Genomic DNA, 22,912 nt, shown 5'->3' on the forward strand with positions numbered 1-22,912 from the left:
GTGCGTCAGTCGCGGCTGCCGCCGAAGATGCCGAGCAGCGCCAGCAGGTTCGCGAACACGTTGTAGACGTCGAGGTAGATCGCGAGCGTGGCGGTGATGTAGTTCGTCTCGCCGCCGTTCACGATGCGCTGCACGTCAAACAGGATGTACGCGGAGAAGATGCCGATCGCGATCACGGACACGGTGATCATCAGCGCGGGCATCTGCAGCCAGATGTTGGCCACGCTGGCCAGGATCAGCAAGATCACGCCGACGAACAGGAACTTGCTCATGCCGGAGAAATCGCGCTTGCTGACCGTGGCGACGGACGCCATCGTGGCAAACACGGCCGCCGTGCCGCCGAACGCGTACATGATCAGCGCCGGGCCGTTCGAGAACGACAGCGTCGCGCTGATCAGTCGCGACAGCATCAGGCCCATGAAGAACGTGAACGCCAGCAGCAGGACCACGCCCATGCTGCTGTTCTTGGTCTTCTCGATGCCGTACATGAAGCCGAACGCGACCGCGAAGAAGATCAGGATCGAGAGGCCGGGGCTGCCCGCCATCAGGGTGAAGCCGGAGGCCACGCCGATCCACGCGCCGAGCACGGTCGGGATCATCGAGAGGGCCAGCAGCCAGTAGGTGTTGCGTAGGACCCGATTGCGGACGACGACATCGGTCGCGCCCGCGTTGTTGCCGAAACCGTAGGTGTTCAGCTTGTTGTTCATGGTGACTCCTGTCATCAATGTTCGGTGAGGCGCCGGGTGAGACCCGGGCGGCACAGCGTCAATGTGGCATTGCGTAGGCGGTTTTGCAAGGGCCTTTGTCTTAACAATAACGCATTGGCCTGGTTGTTTTCCGATTTCGCAAACATTGGACGAGACTTTGGGCCTTCCGTTCCCCGGCTGCGCACCCAAAAAGTGTATTTTACGCTACTTATTGCGCCGCAACATCGTGCGCCAGGGCTCACAACGGGGCGAACGGGTCACGCGCTCGAATCCGTCTTGGTCTCGTGCTAGAATTGCACGTTTAATCCATTTGTAACCCCTTCATTTTTCGGAGTTTTTCATGGCGATCGAACGCACCCTGTCGATTATCAAGCCGGATGCCGTGGCCAAGAACGTTATCGGCCAGATCTACGCCCGTTTCGAGGCCGCTGGCCTGAAGATCATTGCTGCCAAGATGGTTCACCTGTCGCGCGGTGAAGCCGAGCAGTTCTACGCCGTGCACAAGGCACGCCCTTTCTTCAAGGACCTGGTGGACTTCATGGTTTCCGGCCCGGTGATGATCCAGGCCCTGGAAGGCGAAGGCGCCATTGCCAAGAATCGCGACCTGATGGGCGCCACGGACCCGAAGAAGGCTGAAAAGGGCACGATCCGCGCCGATTTCGCCGACAGCATCGACGCCAACGCCGTGCACGGCTCGGACGCCGCGGAAACGGCAGCTCAGGAAGTGGCTTTCTTCTTCCCGGGTATGAACGTTTACGGCCGCTGATTGTCCCTGACATCACGACCTGTACTGAAGTAAAGCTGGAATTGCCGTCATGAACCCTCTCGTCAACCTGCTCGATCTCGACGCGGACGCGCTCACCGCCTATTGCGGCGAGCTCGGCGAGAAGCCGTTCCGTGCCCGGCAATTGCAGCGCTGGATCCACCAGTTCGGTGCCAGCCAGTTCGACGCCATGTCGGATCTCGCCAAGTCGCTGCGCGAAAAGCTCGCCACGCGCGCCGAGATCCGCTCGCCGGCCATCATCACCGACAACGTGTCGACCGATGGCACGCGCAAATGGCTGCTCGACGTGGGCGCTGGCAACGCGGTGGAGACGGTGTACATCCCCGAGGACACGCGCGGCACGCTGTGTGTGTCCTCGCAGGCTGGATGCGCCGTCAACTGCCGGTTCTGTTCGACCGGCAAGCAGGGTTTCTCGCGCAATCTGTCGACTGGCGAGATCATCGGCCAGCTGTGGATGGCCGAGTTCGCCATGCGTGCCCAGCTGGGCCGCGGCCCCAAAGACGAGCGCGTCATCTCCAATGTGGTGATGATGGGCATGGGCGAGCCGCTGCTCAACTACGACGCCGTGGTGCCGGCCATGCGCCTGATGCTCGACGACCACGCGTACGGCCTGTCGCGCCGCCGCGTCACGCTGTCCACCTCCGGCGTGGTGCCGATGATGGACCGCCTGTCGAAAGACCTGCCGGTGGCGCTGGCGGTGTCGCTGCATGCGTCGAACGACCCGCTGCGGGACATGCTGGTCCCGCTCAACAAGAAGTACCCGCTGGCCGAACTGATGGCGGCATGCCGCCGCTACCTCGAGTTCGCGCCGCGCGATTTCATCACCTTCGAATACTGCATGCTCGATGGCGTCAACGACGGCGTCGAGCACGCGCGGGAACTGCTGAAGCTTGTGGCCGACGTGCCGTGCAAGTTCAACCTGATCCCGTTCAACCCGTTCCCGGAATCTGGCCTGAAGCGCTCGAACAACGAGCAGATCCGCCGCTTCGCCCAGGTGCTGATGGACGCGGGCATCGTTACCACGATCCGAAAGACCCGCGGCGACGATATCGACGCCGCCTGTGGCCAGCTGGCCGGGGAGGTCATGGATCGGACCCGTCTGGCCGAGCGCGGCAAGTTCGGCAAGATCACGCCACTGGTGCCGGTGGTTGCCGCCGGTCAATCTCGGGAGGCCCGTCCTGCATGACCCGTCTGATTGTCGCAGCCCTGTCAGGGCTGATGATGTTGTCCGCCTGCACGTTGCCGCCTCCGCCTTCGCAGGACATCAAGACCGCCTCCGACCAGACCGCAGCGAGCCGCCGCGCCGCCATCCGGCTGCAACTGGCTACGCAATATCTTGACGCGCGCCAGTATCCGGTGGCGTTGGACGAGGTGAAGCAGGCCATCGCGATCGATCCGGCCTCCGTGGACGCCTACCATGTGCGCGCCCTGATCTACATGGGCATGAACGAGAACGCGCTGGCGGAGGATAGCTTCCGCACGGCGCTCTCGATGCGTGCCAACGATCCGGACGTGCTCAACAACTACGGCTGGTTTCTCTGCCTGACCAACCGTTTTGCCGAGGGCAAGGCCACGCTCCAGCGCGCGGTGCAGGCGCCGTCCGCCAACGGCCCGGTCAAGCCGCTGACCAACCTCGGCGCTTGCGAGCTGCGCAACGGCGACATGGTGGCGGCGGAAAAGAACCTCCAGACCGCGTATGGCTATGACCGCAGCGATCCGTCGGTCAATACGAACCTGGCGCTGCTGAACTACAAGCGCGGCGACTTCGCACAAGCACAGGAATATGCCGGCAAGGTCAACAACAGCCGGTTTGTCAGCGCGCAATCCCTCTGGCTGGGAGCGCGTATTGCACGCCGTCAGGGCGACACAGCGACACAGAATTCGCTGCTGTCGCAACTCCGCAACCGGTTTCCCGACTCGCGCGAGCTGACGGCCTACGAGAGAGGAGCTTGGGATGAGTGAACAAGAGCGCGCCTTGGAAGCTGCGACGACGGGTCACGTCGGCAGTGGCGCGACAGACTCCGACCGCGAGGCCGTGGCCCGCGAGATCGGGGCGCAACTGAAAGAAGCACGCCAGACGCAGCGTCTGTCGCTGGAGGACGTGAGCGCGCGGCTCAAGGTGGCGTCGGCCAAGCTGGCGGCCATCGAGTCCGGCAACGTGGCGAGCCTGCCTGACGTAACGTTCGCCAAGGGCGTGATGCGGGCCTACGCGCGCACGCTCCATATCGATATCGACGCGCTGCTGGGCCAGTATCACGCCCAGGCGCAGACCGCGCCGGTGCAGGAAATCACGCGCCGCCGCGAAGGTGCGATCAACCAGACGTTCGACGACCGCAAGCGCTTCGGCTCGAAGAGTTCGAGCGGGGCGGGCGGCCGCTGGGTGTGGCTGTTCTTCGTGCTCGTGGTGCTGGGCGCCGGCGGCTATTTCGGCTTCGACCACGCCCGTGCATGGTGGGAATCGCGTGAGCAAGCCGCCGCGGAAGCGCCGGCCGCCGCCGTTGTCACGGAAGACCCCACCACGGCGCAGAGCCATGGCGACGGTACGGTGACCGCAGCGCTGCCGCCGGTCATGGCCGGCAACGATTCGCCGGCGCCGTCGGAAGCACCGCCCACCACCGTGGCGGGCCTGCCGCTGGCAACGGGTGGCGCATTGGGCACTTCGGATGCCGTTTCGGCGGCACCTGCCGCGCCGTCGGCACCCGCCGCGCCGTCGGCACCCGCTGCAACGAAGCCCGCTCCGGCCGCCACGGCGACGCCCGTGACGGAAACGACCAAGCCTGTCCCGGCGACGCCTGCGGCCACGGCCACCACGGCTGCGGACGGCACGATCCAGATCCGCTTCTCGGCGGACACCTGGTACGAGGTGCGTGACCGCACCGGCAAGATCATCCTGGGCGGCACCGCCAAGGCCGGCGATACCGCTGCCGGCAGCGGCGCGGGCGGCCCGTACAAGATGATCCTGGGTAATGTGAAGGGTGTGGAATCGATCACGCGCAATGGCGCGCCCGTCGATTTCCAGTCAGCCAACCGAAATAATGTGGCGCGCCTGACGCTGCAGTGATGCAGTCGGGTGGCGCATCAAGCGATGCAACAAGGTGGTAACGCTATGAACGAGAAGGCTTCCCAGCCGGTCCTGCCGGGTTCGTTGCCGCGCCGGCAATCGCGCCAGGCGCGTGTAGTGTGGGGCGACAATATCGTCACCGTGGGTGGTGGCGCACCGGTCCGTGTGCAGTCGATGACGAACACGGATACGGTTGATGCCATCGGTACCGCGATCCAGGTCAAGGAACTGGCGCGCGCCGGGTCCGAGATCGTCCGCATCACGGTGAACACGCCCGAGGCCGCCGCCGCCGTGCCGGCCATCCGCGAACAGTTGGACCGCATGGGTGTGGACGTGCCGCTGGTCGGCGACTTCCACTACAACGGCCATACGCTGCTGCACGATTATCCCGAGTGCGCACAGGCGTTGTCGAAGTACCGGATCAACCCCGGCAACGTCGGCAAGGGCGCCAAGCGCGACCGGCAGTTCGCCGAGATGATCGAGCTGGCGTGCCGCTACGAGAAGCCGGTGCGCATCGGCGTGAACTGGGGCAGCCTGGACCAGGACCTGCTCGCCCGCATCATGGACGAGAACGCCGCCCGTGCCGTGCCCTGGGGCGCGCAGAGCGTGATGGTCGAGGCGCTGATCACGTCGGCGATCGAGTCCGCGCAGAAGGCCGAGGAAATCGGCCTGCCGGGTAGCCAGATCATCCTGTCGTGCAAGGTCTCGCAGGTGCAGGAGCTGATCGCGGTGTACCGCGAGCTGGCCCGCCGCTGCGAGTACGCGCTGCACCTGGGCCTGACCGAAGCCGGCATGGGCAGCAAGGGCATCGTGGCCTCGACGGCCGCGCTGTCGGTGCTGATGCAGGAAGGCATTGGCGACACCATCCGCATTTCGCTGACCCCGGAACCGGGCGCGGCGCGCGAGAAGGAAGTCTACGTGGCGCAGGAAATCCTGCAGACCATGGGGCTGCGCAATTTCACGCCGATGGTGATTGCCTGCCCGGGTTGCGGTCGCACCACGAGCACCACGTTCCAGGAACTCGCGTCCAGCATCCAGTCGTATCTGCGCGAGCAGATGCCGACGTGGAAGACCGCGTATCCGGGCGTCGAGGAAATGGATGTGGCCGTGATGGGCTGCATCGTGAACGGCCCCGGCGAGAGCAAGCATGCCAATATCGGCATCTCGCTGCCGGGCTCGGGCGAGTCGCCGGCGGCGCCGGTGTTCGTCGATGGCGTCAAGGTGAAGACGCTGCGCGGCGAACGCATCGCCGAGGAATTCCAGGCCATCGTGGACGAGTACGTGCGCACGCACTACGGTCCCGGCGCCACGCAGCAAGTACAAGAATCGGTGGCCTGAGCCCGGCTGCATCGCAGCGAGGCAGGCAACACCGCAGGTAACGAAACGGATATGAGCGAAGAGAAGACGAAGGCCGCCAAGGCACTGCAGGGCGTGAAGGGCATGAACGACATGCTGCCCGCCGACGCCCCGCTGTGGGAAATGTTCGAGAATGCCGCACGCAGCATGCTGCGTGCCTACGGCTACCAGCAGATCCGCACGCCGATCGTCGAGCATACGCAGCTGTTCGTCCGTGGCATTGGCGAGGTGACGGACATCGTCGAGAAGGAGATGTATTCCTTCACCGATGCGCTGAACGGCGAGCACCTGACGCTGCGCCCGGAAGGCACGGCGGCGGCGGTGCGCGCGACCATCGAGCACAACCTGCTCTATGACGGCCCGAAGCGCCTCTGGTACACCGGTCCGATGTTCCGCCATGAGCGTCCGCAGCGCGGCCGCTATCGCCAGTTCCACCAGCTTGGCGCCGAGGCACTTGGCTTTGCCGGCCCCGACGTGGACGCCGAGATCATCCTCATGTGCCAGCGCCTGTGGGACGACCTGGGCCTGGTCAACGTGCGGCTGGAACTCAATTCGCTGGGTCAGGCGCATGAGCGCGCGGCCCACCGTGAGGAACTGATCAAGTACCTCGAGGGCTTCCAGGACATCCTCGACGAGGACAGCAAGCGCCGCCTCTACACGAATCCGCTGCGCGTGCTGGACACGAAGAATCCGGCGCTCCAGGAAATGGCCGCCAACGCGCCCAAGCTGATCGACTTCCTGGGCGAGGAATCGCTGGCCCACTTCGAGGGCGTGCAGCGCCTGCTGCTGGCCAACAATATTCCGTTCAAGATCAATCCGCGCCTCGTGCGCGGGCTCGATTACTACAACCTGACCGTGTTCGAGTGGATCACGGACAAGCTCGGCGCGCAGGGCACCATTGCCGGCGGCGGTCGCTACGATCCGCTGATCCAGCAGATGGGCGGCAAGCCCGCACCGGCCTGCGGCTGGGCGATGGGCATCGAGCGGATCATCGAACTGATGCGCGAAGAGAAGCTCGCGCCGGAAGCGCCAGGTTGCGATGTCTATCTGGTCCACCAGGGTGAGGCGGCCGGCCAGCAGGCCATGATCGTCGCCGAGCGGTTGCGCGACGCCGGCCTGGACGTGGTGGTGCATGCCACGCCGGATGGCAAGAGCGGCAGCTTCAAGTCGCAGATGAAGCGCGCCGACGCAAGTGGCGCATCCTTTGCCGTTATTATTGGCGACGACGAAGTGGCGGCCGGCGTGATGCAGGTCAAGCAGCTGCGTGGCGGCAGCGCTGGTGACGGCGGCCCGCAGGCAAGCGTTGCGGCCGAAGCGGTGGTGGACCACATCATCGACGCGATGATCAACGCGACAGAGTCTGACACCGCGGACGACGCGGAAGACGAACAATAAGCGAATTCAGCGGTATCCAGCCTGGCCGATCCCGGGGGACGGCCGGACTTATCAACCTTTGCGGGTAACTGCCGCGACATGGCTTGCGAGACATGGCTTACGATCTAGAAGAACAGGAACAGCTTGAGAGCCTGAAGGCCTGGTGGAACCAGTACGGCAACATCATCACGTGGATCGTGATTGCCGCGCTGCTCGGTTTCGCGGCCTGGAGCGGCTGGAACTACTGGCAGCGCGTGCAGGCGCGCGATGCCGCGCTGCTGTACGAGCAGGTCACCAAGGCTGCCGAGGCCCGCGACGCGGACCGCGTGAAGCGCGCCGCCACCGACCTCGAGGACAAGTTCGGCCGTACGGCCTATGGTCCGATGAGCGCGCTCGTGGCGGCCAAGGTGCTGTACGATGCGGGCGATCTGGCCGGCGCCAAGACGCAGCTGCAGTGGGCCGTGGATCATGGTGGCGACGAGTACGCGCCGCTGGCGCGCGTGCGCCTGGCCGGCGTGCTGCTCGACGAGAAGGCGTACGACCAGGGCCTCGCGCTGCTGAAGGACACGCCGCCCGCCCAGTTCGAGGCACTGTTCGCTGACCGCCGGGGCGACCTGCTGGCCGCGCAGGACAAGCGCGACGACGCTCGCACTGCTTACCGCCAAGCGCTGGAGAAGCTGAGCGCCGATGAAGGTGGTATGCGCCAGATCATCCAGTTCAAGCTCGACGCGCTGGGCACGGCCTGAGCGGCACATCGAATAATCCTTAGGATCGTATCCCTATGACGTCATTGCTCCGCGCCGCCGCCATCCGTTCGCTGTCTCCCGTGGTGTCTCGCCGTGTCGCCCGCGTGGTAGTCGCCGGCGCCTGCGTGAGCGCGCTGGCCGGCTGCTCGCTGTTCGGCAAGGAAAACAAGCATCCGCCCACCGAGCTGAAGCCGATTTCGGCCACGCTGTCCGTCAAGCAGGCCTGGAAGGCCGACGTGGGCAAGAGCGGCCCGTACGTGATGGCCCCGGTGGCGGCTGGTAATAATGTATACGTGTCGTCCAAGGGCGGCACCGTGCTGGCGCTGGAAGGCAATTCGGGGCGTACGCTCTGGAAGGCCAAGACCGACCTCGACCTGACCTCGGGCCCCGGATCGGACGGCTCGGTGACGGCTGTGGCCGGCGAGAAGGGCGCGATCTACGCCTTCGACACCAGCGGCAAGCAGATCTGGAAGAAGCAGGTCAACGGCGAGGTGCTGTCGGCGCCGCTAGTCGGCAACGGCCTCGTGGTCGTGCGCACGACCGATACGCGTGTGATCGGCCTCGACGCCCAGACCGGCGACCGCCGCTGGATCTACCAGCGCTCGCAGACCCCGCTGAACCTGCGCGCCGCCATGGGCATGGTCTATGCTGGCGACGGCATCGTCATGGGCTTCCCGGGCGGCAAGCTCGGCGTGCTGGCACCCGGCAACGGCGTGCTGCGCTGGGAAAGCACGGTGTCGTATCCGAAGGGCGTGTCCGAGATCGAACGGCTCAACGACGTGACCGGCGTACCGGCCGTCAATGGCCGCCAGGTGTGCGCCACGACCTTCCAGGGCCGTGTGTCGTGCCTGGAACTGGCCAACGGCCAGCCGCAGTGGGGCAAGGATTTCTCCTCGCCGACCGGGCTGGCCCAGGATGAAACGTCACTGTTCGCCAGCGACGAAACCTCGACCCTCTTCGCGTTCGACCGTTCCAACGGCAACGAGCGCTGGAAGAACGACCAGCTCCGCTATCGCAGCCTGGGCGCGCCGATCGCGCTCGGCCGCTCGGTGGTGGTGGGCGATTTCGAGGGCTTTGTCCACTTCCTGTCCCGTGAAGACGGGCAGATCGTGGCCCGCATGAAGACCGACGGCAGCGCCGTCAGCGCAGCGCCGGTCGTGGCCGGCCAGACGCTGGTCGTACAGACCCGCGACGGTGATATCTTCGGTTTCGTACCGAACTGATCGCCAGCGCACGCAAGCCTGGCCGTGCCCCTGTCGCACGGCCGGCGCCAATCCGGTAGCATGATCCCTGGTCGTGCCAGCAACTGCGGAAGGTGGCGATTCGCCCCGGTTCCGCGCCCGACAGGAAGCCCCATTTCAGGGAATACGGCCAGCCGCGCGGTAATCCGTGCGATGGTTGTCGGATCAACATGACTCCGGAGTTGCCGGGGGACGGCATATGCCGCCCCCCGTTTCCGTTTATTGCATGAAACCAGTTATCGCACTCGTCGGACGCCCGAATGTGGGCAAGTCGACGCTATTCAATCGCATGACCCGCTCCCGGGACGCCCTTGTGGCCGACCTGCCGGGTCTCACGCGCGACCGCCACTACGGCGAAGGCCGCATCGGCGAGCGTCCGTTCATCGTTATCGACACGGGTGGTTTCGAACCCGTGGCCAAGGACGGCATCGTGGCCGAGATGGCCAAGCAGACGCGCCAGGCCGTGGTCGAGGCCGACGTGGTCATCTTCCTGGTCGACGGCCGCCTGGGCCTGGCGCCGCAGGACCGTGTGATCGCCGACTACCTGCGCAAGACCGGTCGTCGCATCATGCTGGCCGTGAACAAGGCCGAGGGCATGAAGTACACCTCGGTAGCCGCGGACTTCTACGAACTCGGCATGGGCGACCCCTATGCGATCTCGTCCACGCACGGCGACGGCGTGAGCGAACTCGTGGACGAGGCGCTGGAGATGGCCGTGCAGGAGCGTCCGGAGCTCGCTGAGCAGACGGATGAGAGCCATCGCGGCGTGAAGATCGCGATCGTGGGGCGCCCGAACGTGGGCAAGTCCACGATGGTCAACACGCTGATCGGCGAGGAGCGCGTGATCGCGTTCGACATGCCGGGCACCACGCGTGACGCGATCTATGTGGAATTCGAGCGGGGCGGCAAGCCGTACACGCTGATCGACACGGCTGGCCTGCGCAAGCGCGGCAAGGTGTTCGAGGCGATCGAGAAGTTCTCGGTGGTCAAGACGCTGCAGTCGATTGCCGACGCCAACGTGGTCGTCCTGCTACTCGACGCCCAGCAGGATATTTCCGAGCAGGACGCGCACATCGCCGGCTTCATCGTCGAATCCGGCCGGGCGCTGGTGGTGGGCGTGAACAAGTGGGACGGACTGGACGGCCACGCGCGTGACCGCATCAAGCACGACCTGGAGCGCAAGCTGCAATTCCTGAGCTTCGCGAATTTCCACTTCGTATCCGCGCGCGAACGCACCGGCATCGGCGCGCTGCTGCGCTCCGTGGACGAGGCGTACGCCGCCGCGATGGTCAAGCTGCCCACGCCGCAGCTGACTCGTGTGCTGGCCGAAGCGGTGGAGTTCCAGCAGCCCAGGCGGGTGGGCGCGTCGCGCCCCAAGCTGCGCTACGCGCACCAGGGCGGCTCGAATCCGCCGATCATCGTGGTGCACGGCAACGCCCTGCAAGGTGTGGCCGAGACCTATCGTCGCTATCTGGAAAACCGCTTCCGGACGGCGTTCAAACTCAAGGGCACACCGCTGCGCATCGAATTTCGTACGAACAAAAACCCGTACGCCGACTCGAAGGAATGAGGCGCAATGGTGCCTTTCTTCGCGGCCAAGTTTCGTTTGCGTTCGTTTGGAACTGAGGCTAAATTCACGGTAGCAGGGGAAGCCCTGCACGTTGATGCCAGCCTGGTACCGTTTTGATCTTTTTTCTGGCGCGGTTTTGCGCCAACTGACTTGAACCGGGGACTTTTGTCCCCATCATCCATCACTAAATCTATAATTTTGGAGTGTGCCATGAGCAACAAAGGGCAATTGCTACAAGACCCGTTCCTGAACGCGCTGCGCAAAGAGCACGTGCCGGTTTCCATCTACCTCGTCAATGGCATCAAGCTGCAAGGCAACATCGAATCGTTCGACCAGTACGTCGTCCTGCTGCGTAACACCGTGACGCAGATGGTCTATAAGCATGCGATTTCCACCGTCGTGCCTGCGCGCGCGGTCAACTTCCGCGTGGATGACTCCCCCGAGGGCTGATACTTCCTCTCTCGCTGCCGGCCGCATTGCGATGCGGCCGCAGCACCGTGCCTTCCCTCTTCAGTACCGTCCCACGCGGATGGTGCCATCCGCCGCGGCACGTTGCCGCAGCCGGCCATTGTATTAACAACCGTTTCTCCTTCAGGCGCTTCGCGTCCTCCCGCTTGCAACCCAGAGCTACCTCCAATACCGATCCGTCTCGCGCCATCCTGGTGGGCGTGGATTTCGGCAAGCATGATTTCCAGGAAAGCCTGTCCGAACTGGCGCTGCTGACCTCCACGGCCGGCTCGCTGCCGGTGCATACGCTGACGGGCAAGCGCTCGCGTCCCGACCCCGCGCTGTTCATCGGCTCCGGCAAGGCGGAGGAACTCAAGGAAGCGGCCGACGCGCTCGACGCCGACATCGTCGTGTTCAACCACGCGCTCAGTCCCGCCCAGCAGCGGAATCTGGAGCGATTCCTGAACCGGCATGTCATCGACCGTACTGGCCTGATCCTCGACATCTTCGGCCAGCGTGCGCAAAGCCACGTCGGCAAGGTGCAGGTGGAGCTCGCCCAGGTCCAGTACCAGGCGTCGCGCCTGGTTCGCGCATGGAGCCACCTGGAGCGGCAGAAGGGCGGTATCGGCATGCGCGGCGGCCCCGGCGAGCGCCAGATCGAACTGGACCGCCGGATGCTCGATGAGCGCGCCAAGCGGCTCAAAGCCGACCTGTCGCGGCTCCAGCGCCAGCACCATACGCAGCGCCGTGCCCGCGCGCGTAACGACACGCTCAGCATCTCGCTGGTGGGTTATACCAACGCGGGCAAGTCCACGCTGTTCAACGCGCTGACCAAGGCGCGCGCCTATGCCGCCGACCAGCTGTTCGCCACGCTCGATACGACGTCGCGCCGTCTGTTCCTAGAGGGCCTGGGCAATGTCGTGCTGTCGGATACGGTCGGGTTCATCCGCGACCTGCCGACGCAGTTGGTGGCGGCGTTCCGCGCCACGCTGGACGAGACCGTGCACGCCGACCTGCTGCTCCACGTGGTGGATGCCTCCAGCCCGGTGCGGCATGAGCAGATCGAGCAGGTCAACCGCGTGCTGGCCGAGATCAACGCGTCGGATATCCCGCAGATCGTCGTGATGAACAAGATCGACGCCGCGCCCGAACTGCTTGAGCAGGGCCCGCGCGTGGAGCGCGACGAGGATGGCGTGCCGAAGCGCGTGTTCCTGTCCGCCCGCGAGGGCGTGGGGCTCGACGTGCTGCGCGAGGCCATCGTCGATGTGGCGCGCTGGCTGGCGGAGCAACCCGATGCGCCGGCGCCGTACGACCCGCGCCTGGCCGAGGTGCCGGGGCTGACCGACGACGCCATGTTCGAACCGGACGGCTGGGAGGGCCCAGATGCCCCAGATGACCCCGATTCGGACCCTCCGCGCGCGAATTAAGCAGGCAATCTCATTGTTGTTCAGCGAGATTCGCCACCCGATTGGGGATTTTGAGCAAAAGTGATCAAGATGACTGCTAGAATCCCCCTGTTCCAAACTTCCCGGACCCGTGCACTTCATGCCCCTGTTCCAACGGAATCCTGACTCGCGCTCTGTGCCAGGCAGCCAAGCCCTGCATCCTGCAGGCTGGTCGCGCCTGCGCGCCATCTTCTCGCTGAACGATCCTCGCTGGGGCCGTAACGGTCAGGACGATGAAGACAAGGACAAGGATAAGAATCGCCAGCAGAACCAGCGGCCGCAGGACGGCCCGCCCGACCTCGACGAACTGTGGCGCGACTTCAACCGCCGCCTGAACGGCCTGCTGGGCCGCAAGGACAACGGCGGGGGTGGCCCGAACTTCGGCAACGGCCCCCGTACGCCGGGCAAGGGTTCGAACATCGGCATGGGCATCATCGTGGCGGCCGTGGTCGGTATCTGGCTGGCCAGCGGCTTCTTCATGGTGCAGGAAGGCCAGACCGCCGTGATCCTGCAGTTCGGCAAGTTCAAGTACACGACCGGCCCCGGTATCAACTGGCGCATGCCCTGGCCGGTTCAGTCGGCCGAGGTGGTCAACCTGTCGAACGTGCGCTCGGTGGAAGTGGGCCGTGCCACGTCGATCAAGGACAGCAACCTCAAGGACTCGTCGATGCTCACGCAGGACGAGAACATCATCGACGTCCGTTTCACGGTGCAGTACGACATCCTGGACGCCGGCGAATTCCTGTTTTTCAACAAGACCGACCGCGGTGGCGATGAGGAACTGGTGACGCAGGCCGCCGAGACGTCGGTGCGCGAGATCGTGGGCCGCAACAAGATGGATGCGGTGCTGTACGAGAACCGCGAGGAGATTGCGCAGTCGTTGGCCAAGTCGATCCAGACGATCCTGTCCGCGTACAAGACCGGCATCCGCGTGATCTCGGTCAACGTGCAGAGCGTGCAGCCGCCCGAGCAGGTGCAGGCTGCGTTCGATGACGTGAACAAGGCCAGCCAGGATCGCGAGCGTGCGATCAGCGAAGGCCAGTCGTACGCCAACGACATCCTGCCGCGTGCCAAGGGTACTGCCGCCCGCCTCAAGGAAGAGGCCGAGGGCTACCGCTCCCGCGTGGTGGCGCAGGCCGAGGGTGATGCGGCCCGTTTCCGCTCGGTGCAGACGGAATACGCGAAGGCGCCGCAGGTGACGCGTGATCGCATCTATCTGGAAACCATGCAGCAGATCTACGCCAACACGAACAAGATCCTCATCGACGCCAAGGGCGGCAACAACCTGCTGTACCTGCCGCTGGACAAGCTGATGTCGCAGGTGCAAGGCACCGCCGCCACGCCCGCGCCGACGCCGGGCACGAGCGCACCGCCCGTGCCCGAGGCAGGCACCGACATCCGGTCGCGCGAAGGCATGCGCAACCGCGACCGCGATTCGCGCTGAGGAGACCCGTCATGAACCGACTGATTTCCTTCGCGATTGGACTTTTCATCCTGCTGGCCGTGGTGTCGTCGATGCTGTTCGTGGTCGACCAGCGCCAGTACGCCGTGGTGTTCGCATTCGGCGAGATCAAGCAGGTGGTGCGCGAGCCCGGCCTGCACTTCAAGCTGCCGCCGCCGCTGCAGAACGTGGTCTTCATGGACCGCCGCCTGCAGACGATCGACGTGGCCGCCAGCGAACGTTTCCTGACCGCCGAGAAGAAGAGCATGGTGGTGGACTGGTTCGTCAAATGGCGCATCACCGATCCGCGCAAGTTCTTCGTGGCGTTCAACGGCAACGTGCGCGGCGCCCAGGATCGCATGACGCAGCGGATCGACTCCGTGGCGCGCGAGGAGTTTGGCAAGCGCACCGTGGCTGACGTAGTCGCTGGCGAGCGCGAGAAGGTGATGCAGAACATTCGTGCCGGCATGTCCGAGTACGCGCAGTCGGTGGGCGTCGAGATCCTCGATGTGCGCCTGAAGCGCGTGGACCTGCTGCCCGCCATCAGCGAATCGGTCTACCGCCGCATGGAAGCCGAGCGCAAGCGCGTGGCGAACGAGCTGCGTTCCACCGGTGCCGCAGAGGGCGAGAAGATCCGCGCCGATGCCGACCGCCAGCGCGAGGTGCTGCTGGCCGAGGCCTATCGCGACGCCCAGGTGGTCAAGGGTGAGGGCGATGCCAAGGCATCGCAGGTCTATGCCGACGCCTTCGGCAAGGATCCGAGCTTCGCGCAGTTCTGGCGCAGCATGGAGGCCTATCGCAACACGTTCCGCGACAAGCGTGACGTGATGGTGCTGGAGCCCAATTCCGACTTCTTCCGCTATATGCGCTCGTCCGGCGGAAGTCCGGCTGCCGCACCCGCAGGCAAGAAGTAGGGCGGCACGCGCAGACTCGCGTGCGTTCGACAAAACCCCGGCCCGCCCGGGGTTTTGTCCGGCTGGAGGGGCCGCGCCGAAGTGCGCCGCCGTCCGCGCCGGATAGCCAGGCCGGCCGGTCAGACCAGCCGGCCTGAAACCGTTTTTGAGAGAAGAGATTCACCATGTCCAACCACTGGCTCCTGCCCGAAAACATTGCCGACGTCCTGCCGTCGGAAGCGCGCAAGATCGAAGAACTGCGCCGCCGCATGCTGGACCTGTTCCGCACCTATGGCTACGAGCTGGTCATGCCCCCGATGCTCGAGTACCTGGAGTCGCTGCTGACCGGTACCGGGCATGACCTGGACCTGCGCACGCTGAAGCTGGTGGATCAACTGTCGGGCCGCACCATGGGCCTGCGCGCGGACATCACGCCGCAGGTGGCGCGCATCGACGCCCATCTGCTGAATCGTCCCGGCGTGACGCGCCTGTGCTACGCCGGCAACGTGCTGCACGCGCGCCCGGCCGGCTTCCATGCCACGCGCGAGCCGCTGCAGATCGGCGCCGAGATCTACGGCCATGCCGGCCTGGAAGCGGACGTCGAGATCCAGGAACTGATGCTGGCCGCCCTTGATGCCGCCGGCCTGACCAATGTGCGGCTGGACCTCTGCCACGCCGGCATCCTCGAGGCGCTGCTGGACGGCCTGCCGTCGATCCGCAAGATCGAGGACGCGATGTTTGCCGCGCTGGAGACCAAGGACGTGCCCGCACTGCGCGTGCTGACCGAAGGCCTGCCCCAGACCGAGCGCGACGCGCTGCTGGCCCTGCCGACGCTCTACGGCGGCATCGAGGTGATCGAGCGCGCCCGCGCGACGCTGCCGGCCGGCCCGGCCATCGGCCGCGCACTGGACGAGCTGTCGGCGCTGGCCGCGCAGGTACGCGGCGCCAGCGTGAACATCGACCTTTCCGATTTGCGCGGTTACCACTATCACAGCGGCGTGATGTTCACGGCCTACGTAGCGGGTCTGCCCAATTACGTGGCCCGTGGCGGCCGTTACGACAAGGTCGGCGAGGCCTTCGGCCGCGCGCGCCCGGCTACCGGCTTCTCGCTCGATCTGCGCGAGGTGGCGGCACTGTCGCCGGTGGAAGTCCGCGCGCTGGCAATCTACGCCCCGTGGGACGCCGATCCGGGCCTGCGCACGACCATCGCGTCGCTGCGCGCGACCGGCGAGATCGTGATTCAGTCGCTGCCCGGCCATACTCATGAGCTCGATGAATTCAACTGCGACCGGCAGCTGGTTCGTCAGGGCGATGCCTGGGTGGTGGTACCGCGCTAAGACCCGATTCAGCCGGTTCGCACGACGCGTTCCGGCATTTTCCTCCGCTCTCCATGTGACTTTTTGCGCCTTTTTTCGGCGCAAAATCGCTGTCGCGGTGTCATACGTGCGCCCGAAAATCGGGAACCGTCCGGCAACGAGAGTAGAATACGTTTTTAACCTTCTGACCAATTCAACATGTCCGCATCCGCAGTAGGCCAGGGACGCAATGTCGTCGTGATCGGAACCCAGTGGGGTGACGAAGGCAAAGGGAAAATCGTCGATTGGCTTACCGATCATGCAAAAGGCGTGGTGCGGTTCCAGGGCGGCCACAACGCTGGCCACACGCTCATCATCGGCGGCAAGAAGACCATCCTGCGACTGATCCCGTCGGGAATCATGCGCGAGAGCACCGTCTGCTACATCGGCAACGGCGTTGTGCTGTCGCCCGAGGCACTCTTCCGTGAGATCGAGGAACTCGAGGCCGCCGGCCTCCAGGTGCAGAACCGCCTGCGCATCTCCGAAGCCACCACGCTGATCCTGCCGTACCACGTAGCCATCGACAAGGCCCGCGAAGCGCGCCGTGGTGCCGCCAAGATCGGCACCACCGGTCGTGGCATCGGCCCGGCCTACGAAGACAAGGTTGCCCGCCGCGCGCTGCGCGTGCAGGACCTGTTTGATCCGAAGCACTTCGCCGAGCGCCTGCGCGAGAACGTGGAATTCCACAACTTCATGCTGACCCAGTACCTGGGCGCCGAAGCCGTGGACTACCAGCAGATTCTCGACGAGATGCTGTCGTACGCGCCGCGCCTGAAGCCGATGGTGGCGGACGTGTCGGCCGAGCTGTACGCCGTGAACGAGAGCGGCGGCAACCTGATGTTCGAAGGCGCGCAAGGCACGCTGCTGGACGTGGACCATGGCACGTATCCGTTCGTCACGTCGAGCAACTGCGTGGCTGGTGCGGCTGCAGCGGGCGCGGGCGTCGGCCCGGGCCGTCTGAACTACATCCTCGGCATCACCAAGGCCTACTGCACGCGCGTCGGTGCGGGCCCATTCCCGAGCGAGCTGTATGACAACGACAACCCCGCGCGCCAGGACGCCGTGGGCGTGCGCCTGGCCAACGTCGGCAAGGAATTCGGCTCGGTGACCGGCCGTCCGCGTCGCACCGGCTGGCTCGACGCCGCCGCGCTGAAGCGTTCGGTGCAGATCAACGGCGTTTCGGGCCTGTGCATGACCAAGCTCGACGTGCTGGACGGCCTGGAAACGATCAAGCTGTGCGTGGGCTACGAGCTCGACGGCAAGACCGTCGACATCCTGCCGCGCGGCTCGGACGCCGTGGCCGCCTGCGTGCCGGTGTACGAGGAATTCCCGGGCTGGAACGAGTCGACGTTCGGCGTGAAGCAATGGGACGCGCTGCCCGAGGCGGCCCGCGTGTACCTGAAGCGGATCGAGGAAGTCGTCGGCATTCCGATCGACATGATCTCGACCGGTCCGGACCGCGACGAAACGATCCTGCTGCGCCACCCGTACCAGGTGGCCTGACGTATCGGTATTACCCGTGAGCATGATCGCGGCGCCACGAGTGCCGCGGCCTCACCAAGCCAATCGGCCCGCGGAATGCGGGCCGAAGCTTTATCGGCTTTGTCTATCGGTCATCGACCAGAGACCTGACCTGAGAGAAGAAACAGATCATGAACCTGCCTACCAATGACGAAGAGAACCTGTGGGTCTCTTGGGATGATTACCACCGCCTGGTCGCGCGGCTGGCGCTGAACGTGCACGAGTCGGGCTGGAAGTTCGACAAGATCCTGTGCCTGGCACGCGGCGGCCTGCGCGTGGGTGACCAGATGTCGCGGATTTTCGACGTGCCGCTGGCCATCCTGGCCACCAGCTCTTACCGCGAGGCGGCGGGCACGCAGCAGGGCGATCTCGACATCGCCCAGTACATCACGATGACGCGCGGCGAGCTGTCCGGCAAGATCCTGCTCGTGGACGACCTCGTAGATTCCGGCGTGACGCTGGAACGTGTGGGCCGCCACCTGAAGGAGCGCTATCCGGCCGTGACCGACGTGCGCTCGGCCGTGCTCTGGTACAAGGCGTGCTCGAAGGTGGAGCCGGATTACCATGTGACGTTCCTGCCGTCGAACCCCTGGATCCACCAGCCGTTCGAGGAATACGACACGCTGCGTCCGCACAACCTGGCGGCCTGGCTCAAGCGCGGCAAGCGCGCCTCGCTGCTGGACGACGACTCGGCGGCCTGAGCCGGCCGAGCCATCGCCATGTCGGCTGCGCTATCCGCGATCCGGACTCAGTAGCCGGACTAGTAGCCGACCGTGAACCGCTGGCGCACATGCGCCGGCGCTTCGATCTCGTCGAGCATGGCGATCGCGTAGTCTTCCATCGAGATCGTGCTCTTGCCGGCCGCATCGGCCAGCAGTTCCTCCCCACCGAGCCGGAACTTGCCCGTGCGTTCGCCCGGCAGGAACAGGGCGGACGGGGACAGGAACGTCCACGCCAGCGCGGTTTCGCCGCGCAGCGCATTCAGGAAATCACGGCCTGCGGCGGCCTCGTCCTTGTACTGGGCTGGGAACGTCGGCGTGTCGACCAGTTGCACGCCGGGCGCCACGAACAGGCTGCCTGCGCCACCCACCACCAGCAAGCGCTCGACCCCGGCGGCCTTGACCGCATCGACGATCTGCGGCGCTTTGGCCTGCAGGAATCGCACGGTGCTGATCACGGCGTCGTGGCCCCGCAGGGCGGCGGCGAGAGCTGCGCCGTCGGCCACATCCACGTTGCGCGGCGTCACGCCGGTGCGTGCCGGCAGGCTGCTGGCCTGGCGGGCGAGGGCGGTCACGGTGTGGCCGCGGCGCAGGGCTTCATCGGTGAGGCGGGTGCCCACGTTGCCGGTGGCGCCGATGATGGCGATTTTCATGGGTATTGCTCCTTCACAGTGGCGATATGAAACCAAGATGGTTACATATCGAAGTAAAAAAATCAGCGCTTGCGGCGCTGCGCGGCGGCGTGTTCGACATCCGCGAGCATGCCGGCAATGGTGATGTCCGCGAGCGTGGCGTCCATGGCGGCTTGCGCCCGGTCTGCCACCTGACGCAGCGCCCCGGTGATCTCGCGGCCGACCATGCAGGCCGGGTTGGGCGCGCTCTGGTGCAGCGTGATCATCGACGGTGTCTCCACGGCACGAAACACTTCGAGCAGCGTGATGGCCGATGCGGGCCGCGCAAGCGTGGCGCCGCCGGTGCTGCCCATCGTTGTGGCCACGAATCCGGCGTCGGTCAGGGCGCCGATGATGCGCCGGATCAGCGCCGGGTTCGTCCCCACGCTGCCGGCGATCATCGACGACGGCACGGGGCCGTCGCTCTGCGCGAGCAGGGTCAGGGTGTGAACGGCGACGGCAAACCGGCTGCTGGTGCTCATGAACGAAATCTCAATGTGAAACCATCTTAGTTACAGATGGTCGAACTGTCAACGCGGTAAATGGCCATTGTTGCCGTTTGTTTTTCGCGAAGGGTGGCCGAATCGTGCCGGATAATGCCGGAATCGGCACTGAAACTGATACACTCATCGACGGCGCCGTGCCGCCAATGAATTCACAAGCCAGAATGGCGTAGAGGGGAGTGCGGATTTGCAGGTTTCTCGGATCAGCGTCGGCAACGCGAAAATCATAGCGATGCCGCAAAACAAAAAGCCCGCAACTTGCGTTGCGGGCTTCTCGCTGAAACCTGGTGCCCAGGAGAGGACTCGAACCTCCACAGTGTTGCCACCGCTAGGACCTGAACCTAGTGCGTCTACCAATTCCGCCACCTGGGCAGGTGTCGAAACAACCGAAGCCGCCATTATAGCGACCGTAAAACGTTTGTCAAATAGTTTCCAGAAAAATTGAATCAGAACAACTATCCGATCCCTAGCCGGGAAGAAATCCTCGGCGTGCTGAGAACTTCGGGGTCGCCGCAATCGGCAGGCGATATCGCCAAGGCCCTGGCCGTCACGCGCAAGGAGCACGACGGCTTCCAGAAGCGCCTCGCCGCGATGGAGCGCGACGGCCAGATCGAACTGAACCGCAAGGGCCGCTATGAGCTGGCCCACCAACCGAATTTCATCGTCGGCCGTGTGCAGGGGCACCGCGACGGTTTCGGTTTCCTGATTCGCGATGACGGTGAGGACGATGTCTTCCTGCCCGAGCGCGAACTCCAGAAGGCGATGCACAACGACCGCGCGCAAGTGCGCGTGGTGGGCTACGACCGCCGTGGCCGCCCGGAAGGGCAGATCGTCGAGATCGTCGAGCGCGCCAACCGCTATGTGATTGGTCGCCTGCTGTCCGAGAACGGGGTGCTCGTGGTAGCGCCCGAGGACAAGCGCATCGGCCAGGACATTCTGATTCCGCCCAAGCAGCAGGGCAAGGCCCGCGTGGGACAGGTGGTCAGCGTGGAGCTGATCGAGTATCCGGACCGCTACGTGCAGCCCGTGGGCCGCGTGGTGGAAATTCTTGGCGATATCGACGATCCCGGCATGGAAATCGAGATCGCCGTGCGCAAGTACGGTGTGCCGCATGCGTTCTCGCCGGCCGCCGCCAAGGAAGCGCAGGGGCTGCCGGACGAGGTGCGCGAAGCCGACCTCGACCATCGCATCGACCTGCGCGACATCCCGCTGGTCACCATCGATGGCGAAGACGCGCGCGACTTCGACGATGCCGTCTATTGCGAGCCGGTCAAGATCGGCCGCGCCAAGGGCTGGCGCCTGATCGTGGCGATTGCCGACGTGTCGCACTACGTGCGCCCAGGCACGCCGCTGGACGCCGATGCGCTGGACCGCGCCACGTCGGTCTACTTCCCGCGCCGCGTGATTCCGATGCTGCCCGAGAAGCTGTCCAACGGCCTCTGCTCGCTGAACCCGCACGTGGACCGCCTGTGCATGGTCTGCGACGCGGTGATCACGGCCAAGGGCGAACTCAAGGGCTACCAGTTCTACCCGGCGGTGATGCACTCCAAGGCGCGCCTGACCTACAACGAGGTCTGGGCCGTGCTGTCGAACACCAAGGGTCCCGAGGCGCACAAGCGCGGTGACCTCGTGCCGCACATGCAGAACCTGTACGAGCTGTTCCAGGTCCTGCTCAAGGCGCGCCGCGAGCGCGGGGCGATCGACTTCGACACCACCGAGACCTACATCGTCTGCAACGCACAGGGCAAGATCGAGCAGATCCTGCCGCGCACCCGCAACGACGCGCACCGGCTGATCGAGGAGTGCATGCTGACGGCCAACGTCTGCGCGGCCGACTTCCTCGAGCGCTTCAAGCATCCGGCGCTGTACCGCATCCACGCGGGCCCGAGCGAGGAAAAACTCAAGAATCTGCGAGAGTTCCTGCGCACGTCCGGCCTGTCTCTGGGCGGTGGCGACAAGCCGCAGGCATCGGACTACGCCGAGGTCATGGACAAGATCAAGTCCCGCCCCGACGCGCCGATGCTCCAGACCATGCTGCTGCGCTCGATGCAGCAGGCGGTCTACAGCCCCGACAATATCGGCCACTTCGGCCTCGCGTATGAGGCTTACGCCCACTTCACGAGTCCGATCCGTCGCTATCCCGACCTGCTCGTGCACCGCGCGATCAAGGCCGTGCTGGCGCACACCAAGTACCAACCGGCGTTCGCGCACGGCACCGAGCTGAACACAGCGGTCTCGCCCAAGGCGCGCCGCTTGAACGCGGCCGATGCCGAGAAGAAGGCGCAGAACTCGGCCGCCCGGGCCAAGCGCAACGAAGCCATCTGGGATGAGTTGGGCCTGCACTGCTCGGCAAACGAGCGCCGGGCTGACGAGGCCTCGCGCGATGTGGAGGCCTGGCTGAAGTGCTACTTCATGCGCGACAAGCTCGGCAGCGACTTCGCCGGCACGGTCAGCGCGGTCACCTCGTTCGGCATCTTCGTGCAGCTCGACGAACTCTATGTCGAAGGGCTGGTGCACGTGACCGAACTGGGCAGCGACTACTTCCAGTTCGACGAGGCACGCAACGAACTGCGCGGCGAGCGCACGGGCATCCGCTATCGGCTGACCGACCGCGTGCGCGTGCAGGTGTCGCGCGTCGACCTGGACGCTCGCAAGATCGACTTCCGCCTGGTGCAGGAGCCGTCGGCCAAGACGCTGCGCGCCCGCACGACGGGACCCGAAGTGCAACCGCGCGTGCCGGCCGCCCATGCGGTGCCCGCGCGCAAGAAGGGCCGTCAGCTGGCGGCGCTGCTTGGCGGCACGTCGAAGCCTGAGGAATCGTTCGACGAGACGCTGGACCGCGTGATCGAGGAGCAGCCGGTGTTCGAGGCCGTGATCACGCCGATGAAGCCGCATGTGGGTCATGCGCCGCATGGCAAGTCCGGCGGCAAGCCGGCCAAGCGCGCGGCCAAGCCCAAACCCGCGCACCTCGAGCAGCCGCGCAAGCCCACGGCCAAGCGCACCGCCAAGGCGGCGGCCAAGACCGCGCGCCCGGCACGCAAGCGTTAAAACACGCGGCGCCGGGGTGGCCATGGCGGG

General features: G+C 65.3%; 20 protein-coding genes and 1 tRNA gene. 17 read left to right on the forward strand and 4 right to left on the reverse strand.

Translation table 11 applies throughout. From position 1 onward, the window contains the following. Positions 1 to 5: 5 nt before the first annotated feature. The gene (locus AC1DP9_RS23140) at positions 6 to 707 is read right to left on the reverse strand and encodes a Bax inhibitor-1/YccA family protein (protein WP_092289702.1); all 702 of its coding nucleotides are present in this window, start codon (positions 705 to 707) and stop codon (positions 6 to 8) included. Positions 708 to 1,047: 340 nt separating this feature from the next. On the opposite strand from AC1DP9_RS23140, the gene ndk reads away from it, so the two are divergent. The 16 genes from ndk (at position 1,048) to AC1DP9_RS23220 (ending at position 18,642) form a co-directional block, all read left to right on the forward strand. Then, positions 1,048 to 1,473, forward strand: coding sequence for a nucleoside-diphosphate kinase (ndk, locus tag AC1DP9_RS23145; protein ID WP_092289700.1), 426 nt, complete (start codon positions 1,048 to 1,050; stop codon positions 1,471 to 1,473). A 49-nt stretch (positions 1,474 to 1,522) separates the two neighbouring features. Further along, entirely contained in the window at positions 1,523 to 2,677 is a 1,155-nt protein-coding gene (gene rlmN / locus AC1DP9_RS23150) for a dual-specificity RNA methyltransferase RlmN (RefSeq protein WP_092289698.1), read from the forward strand. Next, positions 2,674 to 3,453, forward strand: coding sequence for a type IV pilus biogenesis/stability protein PilW (gene pilW, locus AC1DP9_RS23155; protein WP_092289696.1), 780 nt, complete (start codon positions 2,674 to 2,676; stop codon positions 3,451 to 3,453). Before rlmN ends, pilW begins: the two co-directional genes overlap by 4 nt. Beyond that, positions 3,446 to 4,552, forward strand: coding sequence for a helix-turn-helix domain-containing protein (locus AC1DP9_RS23160; protein WP_441593548.1), 1,107 nt, complete (start codon positions 3,446 to 3,448; stop codon positions 4,550 to 4,552). The genes pilW and AC1DP9_RS23160 overlap by 8 nt, the downstream gene beginning before the upstream one ends. A 45-nt stretch (positions 4,553 to 4,597) precedes the next feature. Further along, complete coding sequence (gene ispG / locus AC1DP9_RS23165) at positions 4,598 to 5,890, forward strand: flavodoxin-dependent (E)-4-hydroxy-3-methylbut-2-enyl-diphosphate synthase (protein WP_092289692.1); 1,293 nt, start codon at positions 4,598 to 4,600, stop codon at positions 5,888 to 5,890. Between the two features lie 51 nt (positions 5,891 to 5,941). After that, entirely contained in the window at positions 5,942 to 7,303 is a 1,362-nt protein-coding gene (gene hisS / locus AC1DP9_RS23170) for a histidine--tRNA ligase (protein WP_092289690.1), read from the forward strand. A gap of 92 nt (positions 7,304 to 7,395) precedes the next feature. Beyond that, a complete protein-coding gene (locus tag AC1DP9_RS23175) occupies positions 7,396 to 8,028 on the forward strand; it encodes a YfgM family protein (RefSeq protein ID WP_092289688.1) in 633 nt (210 codons plus the stop codon). A 35-nt stretch (positions 8,029 to 8,063) separates the two neighbouring features. Continuing rightward, positions 8,064 to 9,251 carry an outer membrane protein assembly factor BamB gene (gene bamB, locus AC1DP9_RS23180; protein WP_092289686.1) on the forward strand — a complete coding sequence of 396 codons (1,188 nt, stop codon included), beginning with the start codon at positions 8,064 to 8,066 and terminating at the stop codon, positions 9,249 to 9,251. A gap of 244 nt (positions 9,252 to 9,495) precedes the next feature. Next, positions 9,496 to 10,839 carry a ribosome biogenesis GTPase Der gene (gene der, locus AC1DP9_RS23185; protein WP_092289684.1) on the forward strand — a complete coding sequence of 448 codons (1,344 nt, stop codon included), beginning with the start codon at positions 9,496 to 9,498 and terminating at the stop codon, positions 10,837 to 10,839. 210 nt (positions 10,840 to 11,049) lie between these two features. Then, positions 11,050 to 11,289, forward strand: coding sequence for an RNA chaperone Hfq (gene hfq / locus AC1DP9_RS23190; protein WP_092289682.1), 240 nt, complete (start codon positions 11,050 to 11,052; stop codon positions 11,287 to 11,289). 164 nt (positions 11,290 to 11,453) lie between these two features. Then, positions 11,454 to 12,713 carry a GTPase HflX gene (gene hflX, locus AC1DP9_RS23195; protein ID WP_477108611.1) on the forward strand — a complete coding sequence of 420 codons (1,260 nt, stop codon included), beginning with the start codon at positions 11,454 to 11,456 and terminating at the stop codon, positions 12,711 to 12,713. Between the two features lie 118 nt (positions 12,714 to 12,831). Continuing rightward, positions 12,832 to 14,175: an FtsH protease activity modulator HflK gene (gene hflK, locus AC1DP9_RS23200; protein WP_477108612.1), complete on the forward strand. Its 1,344-nt coding sequence runs from the start codon at positions 12,832 to 12,834 to the stop codon at positions 14,173 to 14,175. A gap of 11 nt (positions 14,176 to 14,186) precedes the next feature. Next, positions 14,187 to 15,086 (forward strand): protease modulator HflC, encoded by a 900-nt coding sequence (gene hflC / locus AC1DP9_RS23205; protein ID WP_092289677.1) that lies wholly within the window; start codon positions 14,187 to 14,189, stop codon positions 15,084 to 15,086. 164 nt (positions 15,087 to 15,250) lie between these two features. Beyond that, entirely contained in the window at positions 15,251 to 16,402 is a 1,152-nt protein-coding gene (locus AC1DP9_RS23210) for an ATP phosphoribosyltransferase regulatory subunit (protein ID WP_477108613.1), read from the forward strand. A gap of 177 nt (positions 16,403 to 16,579) precedes the next feature. After that, positions 16,580 to 17,923, forward strand: coding sequence for an adenylosuccinate synthase (locus AC1DP9_RS23215; RefSeq protein ID WP_092289673.1), 1,344 nt, complete (start codon positions 16,580 to 16,582; stop codon positions 17,921 to 17,923). Between the two features lie 149 nt (positions 17,924 to 18,072). Continuing rightward, positions 18,073 to 18,642 carry a phosphoribosyltransferase gene (locus AC1DP9_RS23220; RefSeq protein WP_092289671.1) on the forward strand — a complete coding sequence of 190 codons (570 nt, stop codon included), beginning with the start codon at positions 18,073 to 18,075 and terminating at the stop codon, positions 18,640 to 18,642. A 59-nt stretch (positions 18,643 to 18,701) separates the two neighbouring features. On the opposite strand, the gene AC1DP9_RS23225 is transcribed toward AC1DP9_RS23220, so the two are convergent. From AC1DP9_RS23225 to AC1DP9_RS23235, 3 genes are all read right to left on the reverse strand, one after another. Further along, the gene (locus tag AC1DP9_RS23225; protein WP_092289669.1) at positions 18,702 to 19,313 is read right to left on the reverse strand and encodes an NAD(P)-dependent oxidoreductase; all 612 of its coding nucleotides are present in this window, start codon (positions 19,311 to 19,313) and stop codon (positions 18,702 to 18,704) included. A 62-nt stretch (positions 19,314 to 19,375) separates the two neighbouring features. Continuing rightward, positions 19,376 to 19,813: an Rrf2 family transcriptional regulator gene (locus AC1DP9_RS23230; protein ID WP_092289667.1), complete on the reverse strand. Its 438-nt coding sequence runs from the start codon at positions 19,811 to 19,813 to the stop codon at positions 19,376 to 19,378. A 306-nt stretch (positions 19,814 to 20,119) separates the two neighbouring features. Continuing rightward, positions 20,120 to 20,206: transfer RNA gene (locus tag AC1DP9_RS23235), tRNA-Leu, on the reverse strand. Positions 20,207 to 20,275: 69 nt separating this feature from the next. Between AC1DP9_RS23235 and rnr the strand changes: the two genes are divergently transcribed. Continuing rightward, entirely contained in the window at positions 20,276 to 22,882 is a 2,607-nt protein-coding gene (rnr, locus tag AC1DP9_RS23240; RefSeq protein WP_092289665.1) for a ribonuclease R, read from the forward strand. Positions 22,883 to 22,912 lie beyond the last annotated feature (30 nt).

The organism is Cupriavidus sp. 01L43 (assembly GCF_056399925.1).